The organism is Hyphomicrobium methylovorum (assembly GCF_013626205.1).
Taxonomy (GTDB): domain Bacteria; phylum Pseudomonadota; class Alphaproteobacteria; order Rhizobiales; family Hyphomicrobiaceae; genus Hyphomicrobium_B; species Hyphomicrobium_B methylovorum.
The window spans coordinates 360,733-379,874 of record NZ_QHJE01000001.1 but is presented as its reverse complement, the minus strand read 5'-3'; the positions used below and the strand labels follow the sequence as shown (position 1 = coordinate 379,874).

The following is a 19,142-nucleotide window of genomic DNA, read 5'->3' as shown; positions in this document are numbered from 1 at the left end:
TTAAATGCGCATCTCGCACTTTTTCATCGACCGGCCGATCTTTGCCGCAGTCATCTCGATCGTGCTGATAATCCTCGGCGCGGTCTCGGTGCTGCGGTTGCCGATCGCGCAATACCCTGAAATCGCGCCGCCAGTAATCAACGTCACGGGCCAGTATCCGGGCGCAAGCGCGGAAGTCGTCGCGGCAACCGTTGCGTCTCCGCTCGAGCAGCAGATCAACGGCGTCGAGCATATGCTGTTCGTGTCGTCGAACTCGACGAATGACGGCCGCTTCTCGATCTCCGTCACGTTCGACCTCGGCACCAATCTCGATATCGCGCAGGTGCAGGTTCAAAACCGCGTCGCAATCGCAACTCCGCGATTGCCGGCCGACGTGCGCAATATCGGCGTAACGGTCGCGAAGGCGTCGCCCGACCTGATGATGGTCGTGCATCTTCTCTCGCCGGACAACTCTCGCGATACGCTGTTCATATCGAACTGGGCCAGCGTCAACGTCGTTGATACCCTGTCTCGTATCGAAGGCGTGGGTTCAATCAACGTCTTTGGCGGACGCGATTATTCCATGCGCGTCTGGCTAGACCCTGACCGCTTGCAATCACTCTCGCTGACCGCAAGCGACGTCGTGACGGCGCTCCAACGCCAGAACGTTCAAGTCGCCGCCGGTGTTTTGAATCAGCCGCCGCTGCCGAATCCGGGTGCGTTCCAGATCACGGTCCAGACGCTAGGACGTCTCGCCGATCCCAATGCCTTCGGCGAAATCGTCGTCAAGCAAACGGAGAACGCAATCGTCCGCGTGAAGGATATCGCGCGGGTGGAGCTTGCGGCCCTCGACTACGGCACCAATTCGTATCTCGATAAAACGGCTGCTGTAGGCCTCGGCATCTTCCAGTTGCCGGGTACGAACGCCATCGAGACGGCCAAGAAGATCAAGGACGCAATGACGGAGATCTCCAAGAGATTTCCGCCGGGCGTCGAATATACGATCGTCTACAACCCGACAGACTACATCCAGGAGTCCGTCAACGCCGTTATTCACACGATCCTGGAAGCCATCGTTCTGGTCGTGCTCGTCGTCGTGCTATTCTTGCAGACATGGCGCGCCGCGATCATTCCCATCGTTGCGATTCCGATCTCGCTCATCGGCACGTTCTTCCTAATGGCAGCGTTCGGCTTCTCGTTGAACAACCTGTCGCTGTTCGGGCTTGTTCTCGCGATCGGCATCGTGGTGGACGATGCGATCGTCGTGGTCGAAAACGTCGAACGTAACATCGCCAACGGGCTCAGTCCGCGCGAAGCCTCGTACCGGACGATGGAAGAAGTCGGCACCGCGCTGATCGCGATCGCGCTCGTGTTGACGGCGGTGTTCGTGCCGTCCGCATTCATCACCGGCATCTCCGGCCGCTTCTATCAGCAGTTCGCACTGACGATCGCCGGCGCCACGATCATCTCGCTCATCGTATCGCTCACGCTGTCACCAGCTCTCTGCGCATTGCTGCTGAAGCCGCATTCCGCCGGACACAGCACGAGCTGGTACATGTGGCCGATCCACGCGTTCTTCCGCATGTTCAACTGGAGCTTCGATAAGCTCTCGTCCGGCTACGGTTGGTTCATCGGACGCATCGTGCGCTTCGCAGGCGTAATGCTCGTCATCTATATCGGATTGATTGCATTCGGCCTGAACGAGTTCCGCAAGACGCCGGTCGGCTTCATTCCCGATCAGGATGGCGGCTACCTGATCACCGTCATTCAGATGCCGCCCGCGGCATCGCTTGCACGCACGGACGAAGTGAACCGGCGCGTTTCGGAACTCGCGCTCGCAACACCGGGCGTCGCCCATGCCGTGAGCTTTACCGGCTTCTCCGGCGCGACCCGAGTGAATGCGTCGAACGCCGGTGCGGTGTTCGTCACGCTGAAGCCATTCGAGGAACGAAAAACGCCGGAGCTTTCAGCACAGGCTATCAAGGCCACGCTGTTCAAGAAGTTCTCCGAGATCCAGGAAGGCACCGTTCTCGTCGTCTCGCCACCTCCTGTGCGCGGCTTGGGCAGCGCTGGCGGTTTTCGTATGATGGTCGAAGACCGCTCCGGAGCTGGGTCAGCAGCGCTGCAGGGCGCGGTCAATGCCATGATGGGTAAGGCCGCTCAAACGCAAGGCGTCCAGCAGGTCTTCTCGCTGTTCGAAACGGCAACGCCACAGCTCTATCTCGACATCGATCGCGTCAAAGCCCAGATGCTCGGCATCAACGTCGCTGACGTGTTCTCGGCCCTGCAGACGTATCTCGGCTCGGCCTACGTCAACGACTTCAACATTCTCGGCCGCACGTTCCGCGTCACTGCGCAAGCCGATAGCGAGTACCGCCTGACGAGCAAGGATGCGTTGAACATCCGCGTTCGCAACAACAAGGGCGAGGCTGTTCCGCTCGGTTCGTTCACGACGGTGAGCGACATCTCAGGTCCGTCGCGCGTTCCGCGCTACAACCTGTATCCGGCGGCTGAACTCGATGGCTCCGCCGCGCCGGGCTTCTCGCAAGGGCAAGCGATCGAGATCATGCAGAAAATGGCCGCCGAAACCTTGCCGCCGGGCTTCTCCTACGAGTGGACCGACCTTGCATTTCAGCAGATCCGGGCAGGCAACACGGCCGCCTTCGCGTTCGCGCTGGGTGTGATGTTCGTGTTCCTGGTGCTTGCGGCCCAGTTCGAAAGTCTGACATTGCCGCTGGCCGTCATTCTGATCGTGCCGATGAGTCTCATCGCCTCGATTACCGGCGTCATCTTGCGAGGGATGGACAACAACATCCTCACGCAGGTCGGCTTTATCGTCCTCATAGGCTTGGCGGCCAAGAACGCGATTCTCATCGTCGAGTTCGCGGAGCAGCTGGAGAAGCAGGGTCGCGATCGCTTCGCAGCAGCGACGGAAGCGGCACGCCTTCGCATGCGGCCAATTCTGATGACGTCGCTGGCGTTCATTCTTGGTGTGGTTCCGCTGGTCTGGGCCGTCGGCGCAGGCGCCGAGTTGCGTCAGGCGCTCGGCACCGCCGTGTTCTCGGGAATGATCGGCGTCACGTTCTTCGGCCTGATCTTCACGCCGGTCTTTTACGTGCTTTGCCGTTGGCTCTCGGGCCTTCGCCGCCGCCGCGCGACGGCAGGGGAGCACGCGCCCCAACCGGGCGAATAACTAGGAAAATGCAGCGCGCCGGGAAAACTCCCGGCGCCGCAAGCTCCGCACACGTTGCGCGAGTCATGTCTCGTTAGATCATGCCAGCCAGCAGATCGACGAGTGGCAGATGAATCGCAATGCGCGGCGGCGGGCTCAGGCTCAAAGTCGAACGACAGGAAAGTCCAACACGAACTCCGCAGCCGCGGCGGACTTCCGCGCGGCCGTCGAGTATCTGCGGGCTGGCGACTGGCACCGGTCTGCGATTGCACACCGCCGCGTGCTGGAATTATCGCCAAGGCATCCGCCGAGCCTTCACCACCTTGGCCTTATCGCTTACCAGCTCTCCGCGCCCGATCAGGCTATCGATTACATTCGCCAGAGCGTCGACGCAGATCCGAGCTATCACGAAGCGTGGCTCAATCTCGCGGTAATTCTCGGAGAGCTGCGTCGCTCAAACGATGCGATCGCCGCATGCAAGCGCTCGCTCGCGTTGCAGCCGAAGAATTCCGAAGCTTACGCCGTCCTCGGCAATCTGCTCAAAAATGCTGAGAACAGCGCCGAAGCGACGGAGGCCTATCTAACGGCGCTTCGCCTCAAGCCAGATCAACCAGTGGTGCTCATTCGCCTGAGCGCTTTGATGCTTCAGGCCGGCAACGTCGAAGCGGCGATGACCTATTGCCGTCGCGCTCTCGCGGCCGATCCCGCAAACGCAGAAGCCAAGAAGCTTGAGCGCCGCATCCTGGCGATGACGGGATCGATCGAAGATGCCGAAAGCAGTTTGGCCGCCGACTCGACCAGTGCAGCCGATCTCGCAAGCGCCCTCAACGATCTCGGCACGACCCTGCGCGTTGCGTTTCGTCACGAGGAAGCAATCGAAGTCTATGGTCGCGCGAGCTTCGCCGATCCATCGAGCCCGGAACCGCTGTTCAACATGGCGTTGGCCTTCGAAGCGTTGGGGCGGCGCGAAGAGGCGCTTGCGAGCTATCAGGCTGGGCTCGCAATAGACCCCAATCGCGCCGACGCCTACACGAACGTCGGCAACCTTCTGCGTTCAATGAATTTGCATGATGGCGCGATCCAGGCGCTCGAACATGCCATCTCGCTTGATCCGGCTTCGGCAACGGCACACTACAATCTCGCGGTGACGCTGAAGGTCCGCTCCCGTTACGACGAATCCCGCGCGGCATTCGCAAAATCGGTCGAGCTCGCACCCAATTCGGTTGGCAATCGCTTCGAACTCATCAACCTGCGTCGCACGCTATGCGATTGGGACGGCCTGGACGCCGACGAGCGCGCAAGTCTCAGCCTGTTCCGTGCAGGATCGGCGGCCATTGCGCCATTTCAGCTCATAGCGGGCGCCGCAAGCCGGGCCGATCAACTCGAAGCCGCACGGCGATACAGTAAGCTGTTCGCGGTTCCCGACGCGGTTCGGTTTTCTGACTACAGCAACACCCTCGGCGCGGGCGGGCGTCCGTTGCGCATCGGCTGGCTGTCGTCCGATTTCTTCGAGCACGCAACTGCAATGCTTCTCGTCGAGGTTTTGGAAAGCCTCGATCGCACCCGCTTCGAGAACATAGCCTATTGCTACAGCAATGAAGACGGTAGCGCATTGCGTCGGCGGACACTTGCAGCCTTCGATAAGCATGTCCCCATTCACGGTCTGACGGACCGAAGCGCCGCCCGCGCAATCCATGGCGACGGCGTCGACATCCTGATCGACCTGAAGGGCTATACCCGCGACGCGCGAACGGAAATCCTCGCCTATCGACCGGCGCCCCTGCAGGTCAACTATCTCGGCTATCCGGCCACGATGGGAGCAGACTTCATCGATTACATTCTGGCTGATGAAACGGTAGCGCCGATGGCGCATCAGGATGGTTATTCCGAGCGCATCGTGCACCTGCCGAACTGCTATCAGCCGAACGACCGCCGTCGCGAGATCGCCGAAACGCCCATGACGCGCGCCGATTTTGGCCTGCCGGATGGCGCATTCGTGTTCTGCTCATTCAACAATAGCTACAAACTCAACCCCACGATGTTCGACATCTGGATGACGCTGCTCAAAAGCGTTCCGGGTTCGGTTCTGTGGCTCCTCGTTCCGACAGACAGTTGCCATGAGAACCTTCGGCGGGAAGCATCCCGCCGCGGCGTCGACCCATCGCGATTGGTTTTCGCAAAACGCCTCCCGACCGCGGAGCACTTGGCGCGGCACCGCTTGGCGGATCTGTTCCTCGACGTCGTGCCGTGCAACGCGCATACGACGACGAGTGACGCGCTCTGGGCGGGGCTGCCTGTGCTGACGATTACGGGCGAGACGTTCTCTGGCCGCGTCGCCGGAAGCCTGCTGCGGGTGATGGGCTTGCCGGAACTTGTGACGGCGAACCTGAAAGATTACAGCGCGATGGCGTTAGCCTTGGCGCAAAATCCAGAGATGCTCACGGGCATTCGCGAGCGCTTGTCTGCTGCGCGAGAAACAGCGCCGCTGTATGATACCGCGCGCTACACTCGGAACCTCGAAAGCGCATTCGAAACGATGGCGAATTTAATGCGCGCCGGAGAACCTCCGAAGCCATTCACGGTCTCTGAGCAGGCTGACTAAACCGGACGCTGAAACGCCGTTCTGCTGTTCTAATGACAGATAGAGCGGAAGCGCCGGGCTTTCATATCGAGATGGAAATGATCGCGGTGAGCCTCGTTCGCTTCGGGCCCAAGCACCGTGCCAAACAACGAGCAGGCATCGCTATGGGCCTGATGCAGAAAAGCAGATGACGCTTCCTGCTGCTTATCGCGCTTCGGCACCGTCACCTTCACTTTGACGACGACGGACGCGGCAGCGGTCGCGCCGCCGCCAAGCTTCGCCGCCGCCGACCGCATAGCTTTTGCCTTATCGGTTTTCGCGTCTTGTTCCTCTGTGTCTGCGGTATTCTTCTCCGGCTCGTGCGGTGGCTTCCAGCCCTTCGACACGCGAATGACTTTGCCGTTGGCGAGCACGAACGCCGAAATGTCGATTGCGTTCATCAGCGCGTGCTCGCTGATCGGCGCACGCGCAAGCCCATACCGGTTCCGGCACGAATATGATCCGGCGATGATGCGAACGACGGGCGAGTTAAAGTTCTCCTTCGCCGCCGTTTGAAGTTTTTCGCTGACCCAGGTGTTCATAGCCGCAATCATCGGACACGACAGCGTGGCAGGAGGATCGATCTTTGTCTTGTCTGGTCCAAGGCTTCTCAAGAGCCGAGGAGCCGGCGCACCACATATGCCTTCTCGCGCAGGAGGAAGCTCCTCCGCAACGTAGGTAACCTTTTCAAGAAGACGGTCGCACTCGCTCTTTGCCGCCGCGATTTCTCTATCGCTCCAAGGCGGCGCTTGCTGCTCGGAGGGCGGCACTGGCTTCTCCTCTTTGGGGTCCGGCAGCGCCATCGCCGGCTTCGTTTCCGAGAGAGAAGGGGGCTCTTCTTCGCGTGCGGCAGTCGGCTTCGGCGACGTGCTGGAAACGGCCTGCGGAACGGCCGAACGCGTCTTTAGCGTTTCGGAGGGCGGCGCGGATGCAATGAGCGTCTCGCGCTTGATCGCGAACGGCAGTGAGCATGCCAATGCAATCAGTCCGATGAATACCGCTCGCGATAACCTGTCCGATGTCTTGATTGCGAAGCGTGACGCGCGCTCCAGCGCCACGATGCGAAATTTGTTCGCGGATGTTTGCGCCCGCGCGCGAAATGCCAGCGCCGAAGTCCGCAGCACTTTGGCGCGTCTCTTAAACTGGCGTATGAGCAACTCTGGGCGGGTGCTCACGATCAAGCTCCAACTGTACCGGCGGGCCCCGCGGCGCCAGCGATTAGTGTCTCATCTCTGGGTTACGTTTTGATTAGGGCGGCAGAAAGCCGTTCAGGCCGCCCATTTTGAGCGAGGCCCGAGGATAACGAACTTCGAATGCCGGGAGTTCCGCGAGCATTACCAAGATGTTGGGAGGGCGGAATGGGGCTCTAAGGCTGGCGCGCCTGCATACGGTAGCTACGTGGCGTCATTCCCGTAGCGTCTTTGAAAAGCCGGCCGAAGTGCGAAGGATCGTCGAAACCCCAGGAGTAAGCGATGTCGCTGATTTGCCGATGCGCTTGCGTCTTGTCAGCCAGTGTCGCCTGGCACTTCGCAATCCGCCTGCTGAACAGCAACCGCCGAAGCGACGTATCTTCAGCGTCAAGAAGCTGGTTGGCGTAGCGCACCGAAATGCCAGCGGCGTTCGCAAGATCCTCGCACGTCACGTTGCTGTTCGAAAGGTTGGCATCGACTACGGACTTGAGCCGAAGCAGGGAAGCAAGCCGCCCGGACGATTGCACCGGGCCAGCACTTTCGCCTTCCGACAAAGCGACGGCGACGAGATCAATCACCTGCAGCGAGATCTGCGCCTGAGCGCCGGAACTCAACTGCGAGGATTGTCCGCGCAGACCTTGTACGAAAGTAGAAAGAAGCTTTCCAAGGCCACGAGAGCCATCAATCCGACGCGCGGCCGATTGCTGAATTTTCCCGAGGCGGGCTTCGCAATCTCTACGACCCAGCTCAAGCAGAAGCTTATGGGAGTTGAGCGAGCTGGTCATGTTGGCCTGCAAGCCATTATCGACGAGCGCAAGATCACCATCGGAAAGGGAGACATCCCGGCCGTACTGACTGAACCGCGCGCTTCCTACCAACTGCAGACAAAGAAACACGCAGTCGTTCGCCTGGGCGATCTGCCGACGCGTCCGCCAAGTGGTAATGCCATTATGGCTGACAGAGGTAAGCGAGCCCCCCGCTAAAGTTTCCGCATGAATTTCGCCTTGAAAAGCGGCGCGATTTCGAGGCCGGCATTCGTGCGGCGTCGTCGCTCGACAGGCGATCTCATGCCAGTAATCAAAACGGTCGCGGGGGTGCAATTGCGATGTGGAAATCAGCTTCGAATCTGAGCCGTCAGAAAGCGCTGGCCCGCCGCATCTGCCGATGAACGTCAAAAGGTTTCACTCCGCCAAACTGCGAAATGATAGAGCGACGCCTGAAAGCGTCCAATGCTAAGTATGAAGATCAGATCAGCATTTATGCGGGCGCAGAAAGGCAAACTTTAGTTTGTCTGTGCGCTGAGAATGGATTTGAGCGACGAAACGAATTGATTGGCTTCGCCCGAGGGAAGTCCGGACAGCAGCTTCTTCTCTATCCGAGTGTAAATCCGGTCCGCTCCGGCTATTGCTTTGACTCCGCGCTTGGAAAGGCGCACGCAATAGGCCCGGCCATCTTCGGGAGAGCGACGGCGTTCCAGCAAGCCCTTGCCGATAAGGCGGCTGACAATCCCCGCGACCGTCGAACGATCGATACCCGTTTTTACGACGAGGTCGGTCTGGCTGAGATCAGGTTCCTGAGAAATTGCGGTCAGAATTGCAAGCTGCCTCAGCGTCAAATCCGAGTCGGACGCTTCTGTGGAATAGAGTTGGGCGGCACACTGATCGACGCGTCGCAGAAGATGGATGATCGAACGTTGAGCATCGTGGCGCATTCTAGTCTCCCGTTGGTGATCCAGTGTTACTCAGCATGCAAACACTCCGCACAGAACAAGAGTTCCATTCCAATTTCTCGCTTGGCTGGGCTGTGAAAATAGGATGGCAGGGAGATGCTTTAAAACAGACCGATAAACCCGATGCGCGCTTAACCGCTATTACAAAATTGTAAACTGGCCACATGGGCTAAGACTATTTGACACGTCTCGAACTTGGATTGTGTCGGACGGCAAATAGCGGATTTACTGCCACAGATTGTTACTTTTGCTTTCTTTTCCGGCGCACCTGGGGTGCTACGCCTTCCAACTTAAGCCATCATAAGTCCAAGAGACTGCAACGAACGGCGACGCTCGGATTGGCGCGTGTTTGGGTTGAGGTAGGCTGGACGTACGGGGCTGCGTAAATGGCGACGATCATCATCGTACACGGCACGTTTGCGCGCCCCACGGCCGTTGAAGCCGAAGGGGGCGAAACCGAGCTTCAATGGTGGGAGACCGGAAGCACGTTCGACACGCACATTCGCAAGCTTGTCGAGTCAAGAGACGGCCAGCTCAACATCGTTCCTTTCGTGTGGAGCGGCAATAACAGCGAGGTCGATCGGCGCGAGGCGGGTGAAAAGCTCGTTCGTGTCATGCGCGATCTCGAAACAAAAAGCGAACCGTACTGCGTCGTCGGACACAGTCACGGCGGGTCGGTCATATCGAGTGCACTGCTGAGCGCCGCTTCGCGCAAAAAAGGTCTGCCGAACCTAAAGCGCTGGATCACGATAGGCACGCCATTCCTTGGCCTGCGCAAAGAGCTCTTTCTGCTCACCCGTTTGAACCTGATGCGCAAGGTGATCTTCGTCGCCTCGATGATGCTCCTGCTCATGTTCCTGGTCTACATGTTCGCGATCATGACGAGCGGCGACAAAATGCTGTTCGGCGGACTGTTCCCACGCATCCGCGTCGTCACCGCGGTGATGATGAGCCTCCCGGCGATCATCTTCTATATCGCGCTACGCTATCTTGAGCGCCGCTCGATGCTCGCTCACAATCCGCGCGTGCGAAAACGGACGAAAGAAAACTTTGGTCCGCGCTGGCTCTCTCTCGCGCATCCTGATGATGAGGCGATCCAGGGGCTATCGCTTCTCCCCGATGCCAAGCTGGCCTTTTTCGATCGGACGTTCGCCGTCTCCGCAATCACGCTTTTGTCAGTCGTGACGCTGCCGATCATCTACTTTGCGGTGTTGTTTTCGCCGCCAACGATGGTCGCTCTTGCCGATTGGCTAAAAACCGAAATCTACGACTCGCGTGCCACTCCGGAAGCAGAGGCGGCGCTGAAAGCGTTACGCGAGGAACTGGCGCTGACACGCAAGAAGGAAGATCTGACCGACGCAGCGGAAGCCAACCCAGCGAGGTTCGGGCCGAACGTAGACCGTCGAGAAATATGGCGCACGTATCGCGAGAGGCGGCATCTACTCGAAGCAAAATTTCCTAACATCGACTCGATCGAACGCGGCATTCGCTTCAAGCAACGCTTCTTTCAGAGAAATGGCCAGCCGTGCCCCGACAACAAGTTATGTGGAGGCGGCCGCGACCTTGCCATCAACAGCGGACTGTTGCTGCATGTCGTGACGGATGAATTGTCATGGGCGCTGGGCGCGGCTGACGTGGAAGACCGGCGCCGGCGCTGGTTCTGGTCGCTCGTTGTTCCCGCGGTCATGGTGCCGGTCATCCTCGGAGCATTCGCGCTGGTCTTGATGCTGGTCATCAAAGTGATTGCAACAATCGTCAGCCGCGTGGTGAGCGATCTTCTCAATCGCATCACCAATTCGGAAGTGAAACGCGCGGCCTTCGGCAACGACACGGAAGGAGAGGTCGCTCTCGGAGCGACGGACCGGCCAGTCTGGCTCGACGCTTCGCCGATACGCCTTCCGGAACCGATCGCCGGACTCGTATCGAACTACAGCAATCAGGCGGCGAGCCTTTCGATTGCGAAATTCCGCCGTGCCATCGGCCAGATCACCTTCGCCGATCCGCGCCATTCGGCGGACTCAGCCATAAGCACCTATTTCACCTGGAAAGAACTGGTCCACGCGTCGTACTTTGACGTGCCAGAATTTCGCAAACTGGTAGCCCAGGCAATCACCCGCCTGGACGGGTTCAACCCCAGCGACGCATTCCGCAAGGATCGAGATTTCGCACGCTCCGCGCGATGGCTCGACGAGATTGAGAGTTCACCGAAAACGACCGAGGAACCAGCCGATCAGCCGTTGGACGCACAGGACGCCAAGGCCGTTGCGGCTGTCGTCGGCTCGACGGTGAAGGCGGAACCCTAGAGCGTACTGAGCCAAAGCGGCGGGCACGGTTACAGTCTGGCCGCTGCTCGATAACCCATTGAACAGCAATACAAAGCAGGCAAGTGGCATAAGCTTGCCCGGTATCTTACATCTCGCGTTCGATGAGCCTTGCTTACGCCTTTCAATCCGGCAAATTATTTCTCTCGATCATGTCGGGAACGAGCGCGCCCGTTCGTCCTGGTTCTGTAATGGAAGCAATCGCCAGGGAGAGACAGCATGGGCAGCGTACGTGTGCTGGTCGGAACGCGCAAAGGCGCCTTCATTCTGCGGTCCGACGGAAATCGCAGATCGTGGAGTGTGGACGGTCCGTTCTTTGCGGGCTGGGAAATGTATCATCTGCACGGCTCTCCCGCCGATCCCGATCGCATCTATGCCTCGCAATCGAGCAGCTGGTTCGGACAGCAGATCCAACGCTCGAACGATGGCGGAAAAACTTGGGAGGCTGTCGACAACAGCTTCGCCTACAAAGGCGTCCCAGGCACACATCAATGGTACGATGGAACGCCTCACCCCTGGGAGTTCAAGCGCGTCTGGCATCTCGAACCGTCAGCGAAAGATCCTGACACCGTCTATGCAGGCGTCGAAGACGCCGCTCTGTTTCAGTCTCGTGACGGCGGCCGATCCTGGGAGGAGCTGGAAGGTTTGCGCGGGCATGGTTCGGGAGACCATTGGATGCCAGGCGCCGGCGGCATGTGCTTGCACACCATTCTTCTCGACCCGAGCGACGATAAGCGAATGTTCGTTGCCATTTCGGCAGCAGGCGCGTTCCGAACGGACGATGCAGGCAAAACGTGGCGTCCCATAAACAAGGGCCTCCATTCCGAGTACATCCCCGATCCCAAAGCAGAAGTCGGCCACTGCGTTCATCGCCTCGCCATGCACGCGTCGCGACCGAACGTCCTCTTCATGCAAAAGCATTGGGACGTGATGCGCTCCGACGACTCTGGCGACACTTGGCACGAGGTGAGCGGCAATCTGCCGACGGATTTCGGCTTCGCAATTGACGTCCACGCCCACGAACCCGAAACGATCTACGTCGTCCCGATCAAAAGCGATTCCGAACACTTCCCGCCGGACGGTCAGCTGCGCGTCTGGCGCAGCCGCTCGGGTGGTCACGAGTGGGAAGCGCTCACGAACGGGCTTCCGCAATCGAACTGCTATGTGAACGTTTTGCGAGACGCGATGGCCGTCGACAAGATGGACTCGTGCGGCGTCTATTTCGGAACGACCGGCGGACAGGTTTATGCGTCCGCCGATTCCGGCGACACGTGGTCGGCAATCGTGCGCGATCTGCCACCCGTCCTCTCCGTCGAGGTTCAAACCCTGCCATGATCCGCGTCGTTCTGCCGGCCCACCTCAAGATGCACGCCAACGTCAACGGCGAGGTGACACTCGTTATTGACGGGCCGGTGACGCCGTCTTCCGTTCTCGACGCACTGGAACAGGCCTATCCGATGCTACGCGGCGCCATCCGCGACCATGAGACGAAGCGGCGCCGCGCGTTCTTAAGGTTCTTCGCCTGCCAACAGGATTTCTCGCACACCCCCGCCGACGGGCCGCTGCCCGATGCTGTGGCAACCGGCGCGCAGCCGTTCCTGATCGTCGGCGCTCTGGCGGGAGGTTAAGGCAGGAATGTGTCCGTGCCTCTTGACGATTCAGACTGAAGGTTGTTTGGCTCTGCACGTGAAGAGAACAGTCCAACAGGTTTTGATTGCCGTACTGTTCCTGGTGCCGCTGTTCGGCGGCGCCGGGCTGCCCATATTGCATGCGGCCGTTCACTCGCACGCTCACGACATCCAGCAGACGAGCGAGCAAAACACGCACCGGCAGGAAGTTGTCACCGCGTCGGCGTGGGTGGCTGCTGCACAGGACGCGCTCGACCAGCATGGCGACCAGCACAACGGCATCGATTTCGGATGCTGCCAAGCCCATGCTCATTGCTGCGCTTCAGTCGCTATTCTAACGGCGTTCAATTCGGGTCCCCAAACACCGGTGCTCACGTCTACGCCGAGCAAACGCGCCGCTGCGCTGCCCTATGGCGAACTAACCCAGCCTCTGCTGCGGCCTCCAAAAACCATCGCCTGATTTGATGCACGCCACGTGGCGTGCAGTCATCGTCGGACCTTCAACGGTCTCGGCGGCGCATATGCGTCGCGACTCGCCGGTCCACCCCGATGCTTCGAATATCAGGACGGCACGCCATGCCACGACTTCTCACGATTGTACTTTGCCTGTTTGCCTTCGCTGCGCCGCTCGCCGCGCACGAGGGTCACGACCACGAAGATCAGAAAGCGAACGCGCCAGCAGCCGTGCAGCTTCCGCGTATGGAAGTGACCGGAGACGGTCTGGAGCTTGTAGCTGTTTCCGCGGGCCACGATTTAACGATCTATCTCGACAAATCGGACACCAACGAGCCTATCGACGGCGCGACGATCAGCGTCGTCGCAGACGGAGGCGAAACCGCAGCGGCTCGGCCCGCGGGCCAAGGCACCTATATGGCCGAAGCGCATTGGGCCGAAGCACCCGGCACCAAGGCGGTCAAATTTACGATTACACACGACGGGAAGACGGTTTCCCTCGACGGTAAGCTCGAAATTCCGGCACCAGCCGAAGATGCGGACGCCGGGCACGCGCATGCGCTCAGTGATCTGTTCGAAAGCCCGATTGCCTGGTTAGCGCTGGGATTTGCTGCAGTCATCGGATTTGTCGTCGCCTTCGCATTTCGCCCGGCGCGACTGGCGCTCCTGATTGGCTTCTGCATCCTGGCTGCGAATAACACGCCCGCCAAAGCAGAACCCAACGATGGTCACAAACACACCGAGGGCGGCGCCACCCACAGCCACGATGATCACAAACACACTGAGGGCGACGGCCACAATCACGACGATCACAAGCACACCGAAGGCGCCACCCACAGCCACGACGACCACAAACACACTGAAGGTGACGGCCACAGCCACGATGATCACAACCACGGCGAGGGCACCAGCCACAGCCACGATCATCACCATGACGAGTCAAGCACGACGAAAATGCCGCCGCTTCTCGGCGTGGGGCCTCACGCACTTTCGGATGGCGACGTCTTCATGCCGAAGCCCTCGCAGCGTCTGCTAAACATTCGCACGCGCGTTGCAGTCATCGAAAAGGCGCGAGAGACCCGTGAACTGATCGGCAAGGTGGTGCCCGATCCGTCGTCATTCGGTCAGGTACAGGCACCGATGGACGGCCGCATCGAACTCACCCAACGCGGCATTTCACACATCGGCGAACACGTCAAAGCCGGCGATGTTCTCGCGCTGCTCTATCCGAATATTCCCATTGCCGATCTCGGAACTATGCAGCAATTGACGGCAGAAGTTGTCGGCAAGCTGCGCATCGCGGAACAGAAGCTTGCGCGCTTAACGCGTATCTCCGGTGTCGTTCCGCAGAAGGACATCGACGACACGCGTGCCGAACTCGAAGCCTTGCGTGAACAGCAGCGCGTTCTCGCGCCAAAGGATGCTGAGCGCATTGAGCTGAAAGCGCCCGTTGATGGCGTCATCTCCGTCGCCAACGTGCGCGCCGGACAGGTCGTGACCACGCGCGATACGCTCTTCGAAATCGTCGATCCCAACAAACTATGGATCGAAGCGATCGGCGTCTCGGCGCACCCGTCGCCCGAAATATCGAACGCGCACGCCGTCGATCCGGATGGCCACACGATCAAGCTGTCCTACATTGGGCGTGCACCGTCGCTGCGTCAGCAATCATTGTCGTTGCAGTTCAAGGTCGATGAAATCCACGAAGGCCTGATCATCGGTTCCGCCGTCAAAGTCTTTGTCGAACAGGGCGAGGCCGTGGAGGGCGTTGTCGTTCCGTCCGACGCGGTCGTGCGCGGAACCAGCGGATTATTGCAGGTCTGGGTCAAGACGGGAGCCGAGGTCTTCCGGCCCGTCCCGGTTCGCACACTTCCGCTGGACGGAACGCGCGTCCTTGTCGTCGCCGGTCTCGAAGATGGCGATCGTGTCGCCGTCCAAGGCGCCGAATTCATCAATCAGGTGCGGTGAGGCAGATCATGTTTGATGCAATCATTCGCGCCAGTCTCCGTCATCGCCTGTTCATTCTCGTCGGCGCGTTGGCGATCGCGACTTACGGGCTCTACAGTCTCCGTCAGCTCAGCGTTGACGTATTCCCCGATCTCAACCGCCCGACAGTTACGCTGATATCGGAGATCGAGGGCTTTGCTCCCGAAGAGGTGGAGCAACTCGTCACCTATCCGATTGAAACCGCCATGAACGGCATGGCGGGCGTAACACGCGTTCGCTCGGTCTCCGGCGTCGGTCTTTCAATCGTCTATGTCGAATTCGATTGGTCGGTTGAAATCTATCGCGCGCGCCAGGAAGTTTCGGAACGGCTTCGCCTCGTTCGCGAGCAGCTTCCCTCCAACGTATCCGCGCAGATGGGCCCGATCTCGTCGGTGATGGGCGAGATCATGTTGATCGCTATGTCGGGAACGAGCGTCAATCCGATGACGCTGCGGGAGTTAGCGGATTTCACGATGCGGCCGCAGCTTCTGACGGTGCCGGGCGTCTCGCAGGTCATCCCGATCGGCGGCGAGGTGCGCCAGTACCGCGTCGTGCCCGACCCGCGCCGAATGGCGACGATGGATGTCGCGTTCGAGACGGTGCAATCGGCGTTGCGCCAGTTCGGCGTCAACACCGGTGGCGGATTCGTCGACCTCTCGTCGCGCGAATATCTCATTCGCAACATCGGCCGCACGACAAAGATCCAGGATCTTCAGAAACTCGTCGTGGCTTACCATGACGGTCAGCCGATCACGCTCGATCAGGTGGCGGACGTAGATTTTGCGGCACGCACGAAGCGTGGTGATGCAGGACTCGGCGGCAAGCCGGCCGTCATCCTCGCTGTGCAGAAGCAGCCAGGCGCCGACACCGTCGCGATCACGAAGCGGATCGAAACGATGCTGCCGGAGCTTCAGGGCATCATGCCGGAAGGCGTGACGGCTACAACTGTACAGTTCCGGCAGGCGACCTTCATCGAAACGTCGATTGCGAACGTCAAGCGCGTGCTCGTCGAAGCACTCGTCTGCGTCGCGATCGTTCTGTTCATCTTCCTGCTCAACTGGCAGACGACATTCATATCGCTGATGGCGATTCCACTCTCGGTGTTGACGACGTTTGTCGTGTTTAGCCTCATGGGCCTTTCGATCAACACGATGACGTTGGGCGGATTGGCGATCGCCATCGGCGCATTGGTCGATGACGCGGTTGTTGACGTGGAGAATATTTATCGGCGTCTCGGTCTCCACCGGAAAGCGGGCGCAAATGACAAACGCTCGCTAGAAGAGGTCGTCGCGTCGGCTTCAATGGAAGTGCGTTCCGGCATCTTGTACGCGACGATGATTATCGTGCTCGTGTTTCTGCCGGTGTTCGCGCTGTCGGGAATAGAAGGGCGGCTGTTCGCGCCGCTCGGGATTGCCTTCATTGTCTCGATTATCGCGAGCCTCGTCGTATCGCTGACCGTCACGCCCGTACTTTCATATTGGCTTCTGCCGCGTATGAAATCGCTCACGGAGCATGACACCGCGCTGGTGCGCGTTCTTAAACGTGCCCAGGAGGCTGGCCTCAAATGGTGTTTCGCACGTCCGGCTTTCGTCATAGGAGTGCCGATCGTTGCGGTCGCCATGGCAATCGTTGCCGGCATCATGCTGCCGCGAGCATTCTTGCCGCCCTTCAACGAAGGAACGGCGCTTATCAGCCTGACTCTGCAGCCCGGTATTTCCCTTGCCGAGTCTGACCGTGTGGGCCGCATCGCCGAGAATCTCGTGGCGTCGGTGCCCGAAGTTCACTCCGTCGGCCGCCGCACAGGGCGCGCCGAACTCGACGAGCATGCGGAGGGCGTCCACGTCAGCGAACTCGATGTCGATTTGAAAACATCCGAGCGCAGCCGTGAGGATGTTCTCTCCGATATTCGCACGCGCCTCTCCGCGCTTCCGGCGAGTGTTACGGTCGGTCAGCCTATTGCCCACCGCATCGATCACATGCTGTCGGGCGTGAAAGCGCAGATCGCGGTGAAGATCTACGGCGAGGATTACGACACGCTGCGCCGTCTCGCGGCGGGGCTTCAATCGCGGCTCGCCTCCATTCCAGGCGTCGTCGATTTGCAGACTGAGAAGCAAGTGCGCATTCCGCAGCTCCAGGTTCGCGTCGACTATGACAAGGCGGCGCTTTATGGCCTGAACCCGAGCAAGATCACCGAAGCGCTGGCAACGCTTTCGAACGGTCAGGTCGTGTCGCAAATCGTCGATCAGTCGAAACGCTTCGACGTCGTCGTTCGCATAAGCGATGCCAATCGCAATACCGTTGCGTTGGCCGATATGCCGATAGAAAGCCCAGCCGGGCGTGTTCCGCTTGGCGCCGTTGCAGATATCGTTGAAACGGATGGTCCCAACCAGATCCAGCGCGAAAACGGTCGACGCCGCATTGCGGTCTTTGCCAACACCAACGGCTCAGACATGGCCCAGATCGTTGAAGAAATTCGCGAAGCCGTTTCTACCTTCGACTTCCCGCAAGATTATTTTGCGCGCGTCGAAGGGCAGTTCCAGGCGCAGGAGGAGGCATCGCGCTTGATCGGTCTGCTATCGGCAGCGTCGTTCGCGATGATCTTTCTGCTGCTGTATTCCCGCTACCGCTCGGCGGTACTGGCTTTGATTGTCATGGCAAACGTGCCGTTGGCATTCATCGGCGCTGTCGCCGCGCTCTGGATCGCAAATGAACCGTTCTCCGTTGCGAGCGCCATTGGCTTCATTACGCTCGCGGGCATTGCCACACGCAACGGTATCCTCAAGATCAGCCACTACATAAATCTCGTGAGGTTGGAGGGCCAGCCGTTTGGCCGCGAGATGGTTGTGCGCGGCACCCTGGAACGATTGACGCCAGTATTGATGACGGCCCTTGCCGCAGGAATGGCGCTCATACCGCTGCTGATAGGCGCGCACGAAGCGGGCAAGGAAATCCTCCACCCGGTCGCGGTGACGATTTTCGGAGGGTTGATTTCGGCAGTCCTGCTCGACGCCTTTGTTACGCCCGTGCTGTTCCTGATGTTCGGAGAAAAGGAGATTGCAAGACTGAACGAGGAAACCGGCGCGTCGCCCGCCCAGACCGCGTTTTGAGGTTGAGTTAGCCTTCGCCGGATATAAGCGACGCTCACCTATGGACGGAGAACCGGCGTCGGCGCTAGGAGTGTATTTGGAGCTCGTCGTTGCGCTTTGCGAAAGGCGCAACGACACCAATCTGCGTAAGACATCCGGCTGGGGTGCAGGTCATTCATATCAACGTCAGGCCTGATACAAGTAAGAAGACCGTGCGCCAGAAGGAGATCGTCTCTCTTCTGGCGGACCACCCGGCGTTGCGGGTGAGCGAGCTTGCTGAAATGCTTCGCGTCACGACAGAGACGATCCGGCGTGACCTCGATGAACTGACGGAACGGGGGCTGATCAGCCGGACTTATGGCGGCGCTATTCTTCGCCTGGTCGCTGAACCCGCAGCCGCGCAGCGGCACAATCTGCTCATCGAAGAACGCACGCGCATCGCAAACACGGCGTTTTTCGAATGCCGGGATGCGCGCGTCTTCATGCTCGGCTCAGGCGCCACCACGCTCCACGTTGCGCGCCGCATGGCGTCCGGCATGCAGAACATTACGGTCATCACCCATGCGCACGCCATCGCGAGCGCACTTGCCACCAACTCGACGATCAAGGTGTTGATGACACCGGGATTCTATCATTCAGGCGAGGGGGCCGTGTACGGAACGCAGACGCTGCGCTTCCTCGAAATGTACAGCGCGGAGTGGGCAATTCTCGGCGCCAGCGGTATCGCGCCCGACGGCCCAAGCGATGCAATGATCGAAATGGCCGACGTCTATTCGGGCATGATTGGCCGCGCAAACCGCAGCATGGTCGTGGCCGATGCCTCCAAATTCAATCAGATGTTTACCGCGCGCTACGCCGCCTGGAGCCAGATCGATCAGCTGGTGACCGATCAATCGCCGAAATCGGCGCTGCGTAAGGCGATGCAGACAGCCGACGTCGAAATCAAAATTGCCCAGTCGGATTGAACTGCGCGCTCGC

Annotated in this window: 12 protein-coding genes; 9 read left to right on the top strand and 3 right to left on the bottom strand. The window is 59.6% G+C overall.

Translation table 11 applies throughout. The features are described from left to right. The first annotated feature begins 4 nt into the window (after positions 1-4). A complete protein-coding gene (locus DLM45_RS01855; RefSeq protein ID WP_181335300.1) occupies positions 5-3,172 on the top strand; it encodes an efflux RND transporter permease subunit in 3,168 nt (1,055 codons plus the stop codon). Positions 3,173-3,281: 109 nt separating this feature from the next. Beyond that, entirely contained in the window at positions 3,282-5,753 is a 2,472-nt protein-coding gene (locus DLM45_RS01850) for a tetratricopeptide repeat protein (protein ID WP_181335299.1), read from the top strand. 29 nt (positions 5,754-5,782) lie between these two features. On the opposite strand, the gene DLM45_RS01845 is transcribed toward DLM45_RS01850, so the two are convergent. The 3 genes from DLM45_RS01845 to DLM45_RS01835 all read right to left on the bottom strand — a co-directional run bounded on the left by DLM45_RS01845 (position 5,783) and on the right by DLM45_RS01835 (position 8,672). Then, a complete protein-coding gene (locus tag DLM45_RS01845; protein ID WP_343062227.1) occupies positions 5,783-6,946 on the bottom strand; it encodes an extensin family protein in 1,164 nt (387 codons plus the stop codon). 191 nt (positions 6,947-7,137) lie between these two features. Beyond that, positions 7,138-8,061, bottom strand: coding sequence for an AraC-like ligand-binding domain-containing protein (locus DLM45_RS01840; protein WP_246317505.1), 924 nt, complete (start codon positions 8,059-8,061; stop codon positions 7,138-7,140). 182 nt (positions 8,062-8,243) lie between these two features. Continuing rightward, complete coding sequence (locus DLM45_RS01835) at positions 8,244-8,672, bottom strand: MarR family winged helix-turn-helix transcriptional regulator (protein ID WP_181335298.1); 429 nt, start codon at positions 8,670-8,672, stop codon at positions 8,244-8,246. Positions 8,673-9,076: 404 nt separating this feature from the next. Between DLM45_RS01835 and DLM45_RS01830 the strand changes: the two genes are divergently transcribed. The 7 genes from DLM45_RS01830 (at position 9,077) to DLM45_RS01800 (ending at position 19,129) form a co-directional block, all read left to right on the top strand. Continuing rightward, entirely contained in the window at positions 9,077-10,993 is a 1,917-nt protein-coding gene (locus DLM45_RS01830) for an alpha/beta hydrolase (RefSeq protein ID WP_181335297.1), read from the top strand. Between the two features lie 237 nt (positions 10,994-11,230). Continuing rightward, complete coding sequence (locus DLM45_RS01825) at positions 11,231-12,346, top strand: WD40/YVTN/BNR-like repeat-containing protein (RefSeq protein WP_181335296.1); 1,116 nt, start codon at positions 11,231-11,233, stop codon at positions 12,344-12,346. Next, positions 12,343-12,639, top strand: coding sequence for a MoaD/ThiS family protein (locus tag DLM45_RS01820; RefSeq protein WP_181335295.1), 297 nt, complete (start codon positions 12,343-12,345; stop codon positions 12,637-12,639). Before DLM45_RS01825 ends, DLM45_RS01820 begins: the two co-directional genes overlap by 4 nt. Before the next feature lie 58 nt (positions 12,640-12,697). Beyond that, positions 12,698-13,099 (top strand): hypothetical protein, encoded by a 402-nt coding sequence (locus DLM45_RS01815; protein ID WP_181335294.1) that lies wholly within the window; start codon positions 12,698-12,700, stop codon positions 13,097-13,099. A 116-nt stretch (positions 13,100-13,215) separates the two neighbouring features. After that, positions 13,216-15,060: an HlyD family efflux transporter periplasmic adaptor subunit gene (locus DLM45_RS01810; protein WP_181335293.1), complete on the top strand. Its 1,845-nt coding sequence runs from the start codon at positions 13,216-13,218 to the stop codon at positions 15,058-15,060. 8 nt (positions 15,061-15,068) lie between these two features. Further along, positions 15,069-18,185 carry an efflux RND transporter permease subunit gene (locus DLM45_RS01805; protein WP_181335292.1) on the top strand — a complete coding sequence of 1,039 codons (3,117 nt, stop codon included), beginning with the start codon at positions 15,069-15,071 and terminating at the stop codon, positions 18,183-18,185. A 143-nt stretch (positions 18,186-18,328) separates the two neighbouring features. Continuing rightward, on the top strand, positions 18,329-19,129 hold the full coding sequence (locus tag DLM45_RS01800) for a DeoR/GlpR family DNA-binding transcription regulator (RefSeq protein ID WP_343062226.1): 801 nt from the start codon (positions 18,329-18,331) through the stop codon (positions 19,127-19,129). Positions 19,130-19,142 lie beyond the last annotated feature (13 nt).